General features: G+C 52.4%; 8 protein-coding genes. 4 read left to right on the forward strand and 4 right to left on the reverse strand.

The features are described from left to right. Positions 1-63 precede the first annotated feature (63 nt). From JUK32_RS03055 to JUK32_RS03065, 3 genes are all read right to left on the reverse strand, one after another. Positions 64-1,788, reverse strand: coding sequence for a ribonuclease J (locus JUK32_RS03055; RefSeq protein ID WP_204137382.1), 1,725 nt, complete (start codon positions 1,786-1,788; stop codon positions 64-66). Positions 1,789-2,197: 409 nt separating this feature from the next. Continuing rightward, positions 2,198-3,076, reverse strand: a complete 879-nt coding sequence (dapA, locus tag JUK32_RS03060) for a 4-hydroxy-tetrahydrodipicolinate synthase (protein ID WP_204137383.1) — start codon at positions 3,074-3,076, stop codon at positions 2,198-2,200. A gap of 201 nt (positions 3,077-3,277) precedes the next feature. Next, positions 3,278-4,315: an aspartate-semialdehyde dehydrogenase gene (locus tag JUK32_RS03065; RefSeq protein ID WP_309224473.1), complete on the reverse strand. Its 1,038-nt coding sequence runs from the start codon at positions 4,313-4,315 to the stop codon at positions 3,278-3,280. A 311-nt stretch (positions 4,316-4,626) separates the two neighbouring features. Here JUK32_RS03065 and tig point away from each other — a divergent pair, with 311 nt between their 5' ends. The 4 genes from tig to JUK32_RS03085 all read left to right on the forward strand — a co-directional run bounded on the left by tig (position 4,627) and on the right by JUK32_RS03085 (position 9,318). After that, positions 4,627-6,081 carry a trigger factor gene (gene tig / locus JUK32_RS03070; protein ID WP_204137385.1) on the forward strand — a complete coding sequence of 485 codons (1,455 nt, stop codon included), beginning with the start codon at positions 4,627-4,629 and terminating at the stop codon, positions 6,079-6,081. 331 nt (positions 6,082-6,412) lie between these two features. After that, a complete protein-coding gene (gene clpP / locus JUK32_RS03075; RefSeq protein ID WP_204137386.1) occupies positions 6,413-7,093 on the forward strand; it encodes an ATP-dependent Clp endopeptidase proteolytic subunit ClpP in 681 nt (226 codons plus the stop codon). Positions 7,094-7,102: 9 nt separating this feature from the next. After that, a complete protein-coding gene (gene clpX / locus JUK32_RS03080) occupies positions 7,103-8,437 on the forward strand; it encodes an ATP-dependent protease ATP-binding subunit ClpX (protein WP_204137387.1) in 1,335 nt (444 codons plus the stop codon). An 11-nt stretch (positions 8,438-8,448) separates the two neighbouring features. Continuing rightward, complete coding sequence (locus JUK32_RS03085) at positions 8,449-9,318, forward strand: alpha/beta fold hydrolase (RefSeq protein WP_204137388.1); 870 nt, start codon at positions 8,449-8,451, stop codon at positions 9,316-9,318. A gap of 100 nt (positions 9,319-9,418) precedes the next feature. Here JUK32_RS03085 and JUK32_RS03090 read toward each other — a convergent pair whose 3' ends face one another. Next, positions 9,419-9,793, reverse strand: coding sequence for a cyclic nucleotide-binding domain-containing protein (locus tag JUK32_RS03090; RefSeq protein ID WP_204137389.1), 375 nt, complete (start codon positions 9,791-9,793; stop codon positions 9,419-9,421). Positions 9,794-9,857: the final 64 nt, after the last annotated feature.

The following is a 9,857-nucleotide window of genomic DNA, read 5'->3' on the forward strand; positions in this document are numbered from 1 at the left end:
TTAAGTTTTATGAAATTCGGTAGCTCGCCATGGCTGGCAAGCTCAAACGGTCAATCTCGTGATTTATGACGCGGTCAAGGCCGGAACCGGAGAATTGTTTTCTGCCGTTTCCACCCAATTCAGCAACAAGACAATCACGGGATACCGCTTAGGCAATTCTTTCCGCATCAAACGGCGCAGTTCCGATTCAATGGCGGGTTGAATGCCGTCACGCTCAATCCCTTTCTTGTTCGAGCGCTCTCGCAAAACGCGTCCGATTAGATCTGACACTTTGCTTTGGAACCTTTCACGATCAAGGGTCTGGGAGATGCCACGAATATCGACGGTCGGCGGAGTCACTAATTTGCCTCGGTGACTCACGATCGCGGCCACGGTGATGATGCCGTCTTCGGCTAGCTGCTGGCGATCGCGCAGGGTTTCGCGATCCACAACGCCCTGACGGGAAGAATCTACCAGTTCAATGCCAGAGGCCACTTTGCCGCCAATCCCAATGCTGTTTTGGGTTAGTTCAACCACGTCACCGTTGTTAATGATGACCATATTTTCCGCAGGGACGCCCATACTTTGCGCCGTCTGAGAATGCTTTACCAGCATCCGATGCTCGCCATGCACTGGCAAGAAGAACTTTGGACGGGTCAACGCCAACATAAGTTTTTGGTCTTCTTGAGCACCATGACCCGAAACGTGAATCCCCTGATGCTTGCCGTAAACGACCTTGGCCCCTTTCATCATCAGTTTATCGATGTTGTTGACCACAGAAATTGTGTTACCAGGAATGGGGTTCGCAGAGAAGACGACCGTATCGCCTTCACGAACTTTGATGTCTCGGTGGGAGCCGTTGGCAATGCGGGTCAACGCTGCCATGGGTTCACCCTGCGACCCCGTCATGAGAATCATGACGTCGCGATCAGAATACTGACTCAAGTTGCGCAGGGGTTGAAAGCGATCTTCTTCGCATTTGATATACCCCAACTCTCGGGCATGGGCAATGACGTTGAGCATGGAACGTCCCACGACAAAGACCATGCGATGGTGCTTTTTCGCCAGTTCCAGAATCATATTGACCCGATGAACCGATGAGGAAAAGGTCGTGACCAGCAGACGTCCGTCGGCTTGGGAAAAGACTCGATCCAGGTTGGGAAACACCGATCGCTCTGAAGGAGTATGACCAGGGACTTCCGAATTGGTTGAGTCGCTGATCAGACAGAGGACGCCTTTTTCGCCGTACTCGGCCAGCTTTTGCACATCAAAATATTCCCCATCCACCGGGGTATGGTCAAACTTAAAGTCACCAGTATGAATGACGACGCCCAGGGGAGTATGAATCGCCACACTACAGCTATCGGCAATGGAGTGGGTGTTGCGAATGTATTCCACCACAAACGATTTGCCGAGGCGCACCATGTCGCGGGGACGCACCGGGCGCAATTCAGTGCGATCGCTGACGCCCGCCTCTTCCAGTTTTCCTTCTAGCAAGGCCATTGCCAGTCGCGGACCGTAAATTACGGGAATATCAAACTGCTTGAGGTGGTAAGCAATGCCACCAATATGGTCTTCGTGACCGTGGGTGACAATCATGCCCTTGATTTTGTGGCGATTTTCTCGCAAATAAGTGACGTCTGGCAACACAATGTTGACGCCATGCATGCCGTCAGTGGGGAAGGCGAGTCCCGCATCTAGCAAAATAATTTCATCATTGATTTCAAACACACAGGTGTTCTTGCCAATTTCATGCAGCCCGCCGAGGGGAATAATTTTGAGCTTGGCATCGGGATTGGGATTAGTCATACAGTCCGTCGTTGTTGTAGTTGATAAATAGTGCCAAAAATGGCTGAACAAAAGATTGAAAGTGCGTTGGCCCATGGGTCAGGTTGTAGCGCTGAGAGGCTGACAGGCGTTAGCACTAAAGGTTGTTACTGAGAATTCATCGAGAGCCCAGGGAACGCTTCACACGAAGCACAAACCAGCGAGAACATACGCTGAATCGAAGCCCGCTAAGCGGACAAAGAGTATTTCCAAACGCCCTGGAAGGCGACCAAAGATGGGCTAACAATGGTTGACACCGTTAAAGGTGCCTCAAATCGATCATGATTATCTTGGTAAGGTCATACATACTCCGAAAGTTAATGTACATAGAAAGAGCAAAAGTATTCAGTTGTCCCAAGCTTTGTCGGTACGAGACTCTGGTGTTCAGCGGCTAGGCCAGAGATTTTAGAACGGTCTGCAATTCTTGTTTAACAGCATCGCTGGCGGGCATCAGAGGAGACCTTAGCGAACCGACTTGCCACCCTTTCAGGGCTAACGCCGCTTTTACTGGAATGGGGTTGGTTTCCAAAAATAGTGCCTTAAATAAAGGAAAAAGCTTTAGATGGGTTGCAGTTGCCCCTTGAACGTCACCAGCCTCAAAGGCTCGTACCATTTGCTGTAGCTCATTGCCGACTAGGTGACTCGCTACGCTCACCACGCCACAGCCTCCAATCGCTAACAGTGGCAGCGTCAAGGAGTCGTCACCAGAGTAGATGGCAAATGCACTCGGCGTCAAAGCTCGCAGGTGACTCGCAAAATCAAGATTTCCACTGGCTTCTTTGATTGCCACAATGTTGTCAACTGCTGACAGTTGCACCAAGGTCTCGATTGAGAAGCTCTGCCCTGTCCTACCAGGAATATTGTAGAGCATGACTGGGAAATCGTCGCAGGCAGTAGCGATCGCCCGAAAATGTTGCAGCAACCCTGCTTGGGTCGGCTTATTGTAATAAGGCACGACCTGCAGCGTCCCATCCAGGTTTAGCGCGGCGGCTTTGCGGGTCGCTTCAATCGCCTCTTGGGTAGAGTTAGAACCAGTGCCCGCAATTACTTTGGCGCGATCGCCAACCGCCGCCTTGACACATTGAAAAAGCTGGAATTCTTCATCCCAGGACAGCGTAGGCGATTCACCAGTGGTACCACAGACGACTAAACCATCACTGCCATTATCAACTAGATGCGCTGCCAGCTTTTCTGCCAGTGAGTAATCGACAGCATTATCGGCCCCAAAGGGCGTCACCATCGCCGTCAGCACTCGTCCAAAATATCCCACGCGCTCAATATCCTTTTATCAACCCAGGTCAATGATCTCTACTCAAGAGCCGATTTCCCGGTGTGAGTTGGTGTCAGCAATAACATAGCAACCTTGCGCCTGCAAAGCCATAGGTAGCCACTGCGAATAGCCGTCACACCTTTGCGCATGAGTCTCTCGCACCCTGAAAACGAGGTTTTGCCTGGTCGGGTTGATCATCCCTCAGGCCACTGTGGCCATCGGTTTTACCCAATGCTTTTGCACCAGTAGCTCTGCGATCTGCACGGCATTAAGGGCGGCCCCTTTGCGAATTTGGTCACCACACAGCCAGAGTTCCAGCCCGTTGGGATGCGACAAATCTGACCGAATGCGCCCGACCAAAACATCATCTTCACCGCTGGCATCCTGAGGCATGGGGAAATAGTTAGCTTCCCAGTCTTCTAAGAGCTTGACGCCGGGGGCTGCAGACAAGGCGGTGCGGGCCTGATCGGGCGAGAAGGGAGTCGCAAACTCCAGATTGACCGCTTCGGAGTGGGCTCGGAGCACCGGCACCCGGATACAGGTGGCCGTCACTCGCAAATCGGCCACGCCGAAAATCTTGCGCGTTTCATTCACCATTTTCATCTCTTCCTGACAATAGCCGTTGTCATTCAGCGGTGAATTGTGGGGAAACAAGTTGAAGGCCAACGGGTATGGAAACGCTTCTGTCTTAGGTTCAGTACCATCCAAAATGGCTTGGGCCTGCTGCTTCATTTCTTCCATCGCCTGGGCACCAGCGCCGCTTGCCGATTGGTAGGTAGCGACCACAATGCGCTGAATGGGCTGAATTTGGTGCAGGGGCCAGAGGGCCACCGCCATCAGAATCGTTGTGCAGTTGGGATTCGCGATGATGCCCTGATGCTGGGCGGCCGCCTGCGGATTCACCTCGGGAACAACCAAAGGCGTTTGCGGATCCATCCGAAAGGCGCTGGAATTGTCAATCACCACCGCTCCGGCAGCCGTCGCTTTGGCTGCCCATTCTCGGGAAACGCTAGCGCCCGCCGAAGCCAGTACAATGTCGACGTCGTCGAAGGCGCGATCGCTCAGGGGCTGCACGGTGAGCGGCTGGCCTTTAAACGGCAGCGTTTTGCCGGCTGAACGGGGAGAGGCCAAAAGTCGGAGTTCGGTCAATGGAAACTGCCGCTCCTCTAACAGCGCCATCAACTCTGTCCCGACGGCTCCAGTGGCCCCCAAAATTGCGACCCGATATCCCTCAGCCACGACGCTTGACCTCCATCCTTCATAAACTTTTTTGTTCCGCTGGTCACAACGATGCCGGACACGCTCTGCGAACGAGCGATGCCAAGCCACCATTCCCAGCCGACGGATTTGCCTGACACCATGTTCTCACTGAGGCGGCGATCGCAATCGTTAAGATGCCTTGAAATCCTTCAGCCATGTTGTCCCGTGGATGCAGTATGATAGCTAACTGCGTCAAATTTCGACAGTCACCGCACCAGAACAGGCTTGCTCCTTGAGCCCAGTTCTTCAGGTATTTTTCGACGATTCGCATAGGAAGTTAGGACTCTTTCATGAAAGTTACTCAAGAACAACTGCCCGATAGTCAAGTGGGGTTGCAAATTGAAGTGCCCGCTGAGGTTTCTAAACAAACCTATGAAAAGGTCCTAAAGAAATTAATCAAAACGGTACGGATTCCTGGGTTTCGTCCCGGCAAAGTCCCCCGTCCGGTCTTTTTGCAGCGCTTTGGCACTGCTCAGATTAAGGCCGCTGCGCTGGAAGAACTTGTGCAGACAGCGGTTGAACAAGCCATCAAAAATGAGTCGATTGAGGCCATCGGCAATTATCAGCTAACCACCGAGTTCGACGAACTGATCGAGCAATACACTCCCGGCGAAACCCTGACCTTTCAAGCCTCTGTGGACGTACCGCCCCGAGTCACCCTAGAGCAATACACCGGCTTAGCAGTCCAAGCCGAAGAGGTGAAGTACGAAGACAGAAAAGTTGACGAAGTGCTAGAACAATATCGCCTCAACCTGGCTACCTTAGTGCCCGTCGAAGACCGCGCCGTCCAAATGGGAGACGTGGCCGTGGTGGACTTTGAAGGCAAGGTCGAGCAGGCCGATGGTTCTTTTGAGGTATTTGAGGGCGGTAGTGCCGAAGACTTCCAGCTAGAAATTAAGGAAGGCGGTTTTATTGACGGCTTTGTGGAAGGCATCGTCGGCATGTCCCTGGATGAGACCAAAGAGTTGTCACTGCAATTTCCCGAAGACTATCCTCAGGAAGACTTAGCGGGCAAAGCAACCATCTTCACCGTGACGGTGAAGGAACTCAAGGAAAAAGAACTGCCGGAGCTCGATGATGACTTTGCTGAAGAGGTCAGCGAATTTGAGACGTTAGAGGAGCTCCGCCAGTCTCTGGAAAAGCGCTACCAAGAAGAGGCTCAGGACAAAACGGAAGCCAATCAGTTTGAGGCACTGTTAGCGGCCTTACTCAAGCATCTGGACGCCGAAATTCCGGAGACGCTGATTCGTCGTGAAGCGAATCACTTGGTGCAGCAGGCAGCCGTCCAACTGAGCCGTCAAGGCATTGATATCAGCAAAATGCTGACTCAGGAAATCATTGAGAATATGCGCGAGCGATCGCGCCCTGAGGCCATTGATCGGCTGCGGCGCACACTGGCATTGGGTGAAGTCGCCAAGCAAGAGTCCATCAAGGTCGAAGAAGACGATGTCGCTGAGCGCATGCAAGAAATGCTAGACGAGGTCAGCAATCCGGAAGAGGTGGATCGCGATCGCCTACGGGAGGTCGTCAACGAAGAACTGCTCCAAGAAAAAATCCTCAAGTGGCTAGTTGAAAACAACACGGTAGAGATGGTTCCAGAGGGCACCCTAGCTGCCGCTGAAGTTGAGACCGATGACGAAAGCGAGCCCACGCCCGCAACGGCTCCCAGCATTGAACCCGTCGATGCTACAGAGACGACGACCGTCGAAACTACCGCAGTTGCTTCGACAACTGAAGAAGAGTAACGACACGACTGACCACAGAGTTATCCCCCAGATTTCCTGGTCAATCTCCCAATCTCAGACTTCAAAGATTAATGAAGTAGATGGGGATCACAAACCAGAAAATTGGTCTACACTTTGGGGCAAATCGTGTTTTTGGGAAATTTAGCCACCTGACGAACCTCAGCGAGTAAGTTCGCGGTTGGGGCATAATGTTGTCTAGCAGCTGCAATACCTCAGCCACGTGACTAACTCGGCAAATTTGCTTACTAGAGCAAAGCGGACAGTCACCAAGGCGTCTTGAGATTTCCTAGCTGCGGTGACCTATAGATAGACCAGAGTAGTTAACAGTTTAATGGCGTTGCAATCTCATACAAATCACACCCTAACGAGTCAAAGTCAGCTACATCAACGAGTGCAGAGTGTTTTGCCGATGGTGGTCGAACAGTCTGGCCGGGGTGAACGGGCCTTTGACATCTATTCTCGGCTACTACGGGAACGCATTATTTTCCTGGGCACCCCCGTCAATGACCAGATTGCCGACGCCATTGTTGCCCAACTGCTATTTTTAGACGCGGAAGAGCCCGAAAAAGATGTGCAAATCTACATCAATTCTCCCGGCGGTTCTGTGACTGCTGGCATGGCAATTTACGACACCATGCAGCAAATTCGGCCTGATGTCGTCACGATCTGTTTTGGTTTAGCTGCTAGCATGGGTGCGTTTCTGCTGTGTGGCGGCGCACCTGGCAAGCGATTATCGCTCCCAAGTGCGCGCATCATGATTCACCAGCCTTTGGGCGGCGCTCAAGGACAAGCTGTGGATATTGAGATTCAAGCCAAGGAGATTCTGTACCACAAGCAGCGGTTAAATGAACTTATTGCTCATCACAGTGGGCAATCGCTCGAGCGTATTGAAGCTGACACCGAACGCGACTTTTACATGTCTGCGGAAGAAGCCAAAAAGTACGGTTTAATTGACCAGGTTTTGGCACAAGACTCACTGACAACTGCTACCACAGCTGCTGCATCGCAATAGGGGTACACCATGTCTAAGTACGACTCCCATCTCAAATGTTCTTTTTGTGGCAAATCACAAGAGCAGGTACGCAAGCTCATTGCTGGGCCTGGAGTCTACATTTGCGATGAATGCGTTGACCTATGCAATGAAATTTTGGATGAGGAATTATTTGACTCGGGGGCCACGGTGCCGCAGTCAGTGCCTCGGCGGGAGCAAGCTCCCGAACGGCGGCGGGCACCTTCTCGAATTTCCTTCAGCCAAGTGCCTAAGCCGCGTGAGATCAAGAGCTACTTAGATGAGCACGTGATCGGCCAGGATGAAGCGAAAAAAGTCTTATCTGTAGCGGTGTACAACCACTACAAGCGTCTCAGCCATCTACAAAGTCAGGGCGACAACGCTGAAGAAAGTATCGAAATTCAAAAAGCCAATATTTTGCTGATTGGCCCCACGGGTTCTGGGAAAACGCTGCTGGCGCAGACCTTAGCGCGTGTCCTGGACGTGCCGTTTGCGGTGGCTGATGCGACGACCTTGACCGAAGCGGGCTACGTTGGCGAAGACGTGGAAAATATTTTGTTGCGTTTGCTGCAAGTGGCGGATTTAGACGTTGAGGAAGCGCAACGCGGCATTATTTACATCGATGAGATTGACAAGATTGCTCGTAAGAGCGAAAACCCTTCGATTACCCGCGATGTCTCTGGTGAGGGGGTACAGCAGGCGCTTCTGAAGATGCTGGAAGGCACGGTAGCCAACGTCCCTCCGCAGGGAGGCCGCAAGCACCCTTATCAAGACTGCATCCAGATTGATACGAGCAATATCTTGTTCATCTGTGGTGGTGCTTTTGTCGGTCTTGAGAAATTAGTTGAGCAGCGGGCTGGCAAGAAGTCTATGGGCTTTATTCAGCCTGGTGATACGCAGGCCACTCGTGAAAAGCGCACGGCTGATGTGCTGAAGCAAATGGAGCCGCAGGATCTGGTGAAATATGGCCTGATTCCTGAATTCATCGGTCGGATTCCGGCGATTACGGTGGTGGATCCGCTGGACGAAGAAATGCTGGTCGAGATTATGACCGAGCCGAAAAATGCGCTGATTAAGCAGTTCCAGAAGCTGATGGGCATGGACAATGTGCAGCTAGAGTTTAAGCCCGATGCGATTCGTGCGATCGCGCGGGAAGCTTATCGGCGTAAGACTGGCGCTCGGGCGCTGCGGGGCATCGTCGAAGAACTGATGCTCGACGTCATGTATGAGTTGCCCTCTCGGAAAGATTTGAAACGCTGCACCATTACTCGCGAAATGGTGGAACAACGCTCGACGGCTGAATTATTAGTGCATCCGTCTTCGTTGCCGAAGCCTGAATCGGCATAAGGTCTGGCAATATGGCTTACGCGGAAATCTTTGGCGTCAATCACTATTACGAGTGGCTCACTGAATCCGGTGATGCGCCTCAAGGTGATAAGCCCGTCATGGTGTTTATCCACGGGTGGGGCGGTTCATGTCGGTATTGGCATTCGACAGCTCAAGCGCTCAGCAGTGAGTTTGACTGCTTGCTATACGACATGCGAGGGTTTGGGCGTTCAGTTATTGCCCCTGAAAATCGTGCAGCGGTCTTAGCTCGCGGTTATGAATTGGACACCTTTGCTGATGATCTGGTTGAACTGCTGAATGTGCTGGGTCTGGATCAGGTGTGGCTCAATTCCCATTCCACGGGGGCGTCCGTGGCGGTGTTATTTAGCAATCAGTACGGCGATCGCGTCAAGCAATCGATTCTCACCTGCAATGGCGTGTTTGAGTATGACAAAAAGGCATTTGAGGCGTTCTATAAATTTGGCGGCTACGTCGTCGGCTTCCGGCCCCATTGGCTGAAGCAAATTCCGCTAATGCCCAGAATCTTTATGGCACGATTTTTGAGTAGTCCCATTCCGGCGGCAGAGCGCTATGCCTTTTTAGAGGATTATCTGGAGGCGGATGGTGATGTGGCTTTGGGCACCATCTACACTGCGGTGAGTAAGCGGGCCACCGAGATTATGCCCTCGGCGTTTGCACAACTCAGTGTGCCGACCCTCTTGGTTTCGGGTCAGTATGACCAAATTACCCCCGCCAAACTGGGCAAAGAAGCCGCAGCCCTGAATCCAGACACGATTCAGTATGTGGAAATTGAGAACACAGGGCATTTTCCCATGTTGGAAGCCCCGCAGCTTTATTTAGAGGCGGTACGCGCTTTTCTCAAAACCCCTTCTTTTTGTTGAGTGGGCGATCGCTCCCAGTAGCGTCGCCCCAGGCAAAGTCGGTCAAGGCTTGCCCCATCGAGCTGACAAGCTGGCCCCAGCTGGGCTGGGCCGTATAGGGTTAATTGCCCTGGGGATGCTTGAAATGGCGGAGGCGATCGGAATAGCTGCGCATGACCTCGAGTGCAAACATTGGCGTGTTGGTAATCAAAAATTTGAAACGCTCTTCGTCTAGCACCGCTAACTGACAATCCGTTAGCGCCAGGGCCGTCGAGCGGCGCAGTTTGTCAGGGTTCACCAGTGCCCCCTCGCCAAAGACATCGCCCGCCTTGATGGTCTCCACTGTTTTGCCATCCACTTGCATGGCGACAGTGCCCTCAATGATGCCGTACATCTCTGTGCCCGCGTCACCCTCGCTGAAAACGGTCTCTCCCGCCTGGAACCTTTTGCCATCAGGCACCTTTGAGAACAATTCAACCGTACGTGCAACCGTCATGCAATTCCCCTAAAACAAATGTTGAACATGGTTGGTGGAGTGGCTCAGCTGACCCACTCCACCA

Origin of the sequence: Halomicronema sp. CCY15110 (genome assembly GCF_016888165.1) — a bacterium.
Lineage (GTDB): Bacteria > Cyanobacteriota > Cyanobacteriia > Phormidesmidales > Phormidesmidaceae > Halomicronema.

Bases quoted from the DNA above. Each gene is read 5' to 3' on its own strand.
- JUK32_RS03055 (WP_204137382.1), bottom strand. From the start codon at position 1,788: ATGACTAATCCCAATCCCGATGCCAAGCTCAAAATTATTCCCCTCGGC.
- tig (WP_204137385.1), top strand. From the start codon at position 4,627: ATGAAAGTTACTCAAGAACAACTGCCCGATAGTCAAGTGGGGTTGCAA.
- clpP (WP_204137386.1), top strand. From the start codon at position 6,413: ATGGCGTTGCAATCTCATACAAATCACACCCTAACGAGTCAAAGTCAG.
- clpX (WP_204137387.1), top strand. From the start codon at position 7,103: ATGTCTAAGTACGACTCCCATCTCAAATGTTCTTTTTGTGGCAAATCA.
- JUK32_RS03085 (WP_204137388.1), top strand. From the start codon at position 8,449: ATGGCTTACGCGGAAATCTTTGGCGTCAATCACTATTACGAGTGGCTC.
- JUK32_RS03090 (WP_204137389.1), bottom strand. From the start codon at position 9,793: ATGACGGTTGCACGTACGGTTGAATTGTTCTCAAAGGTGCCTGATGGC.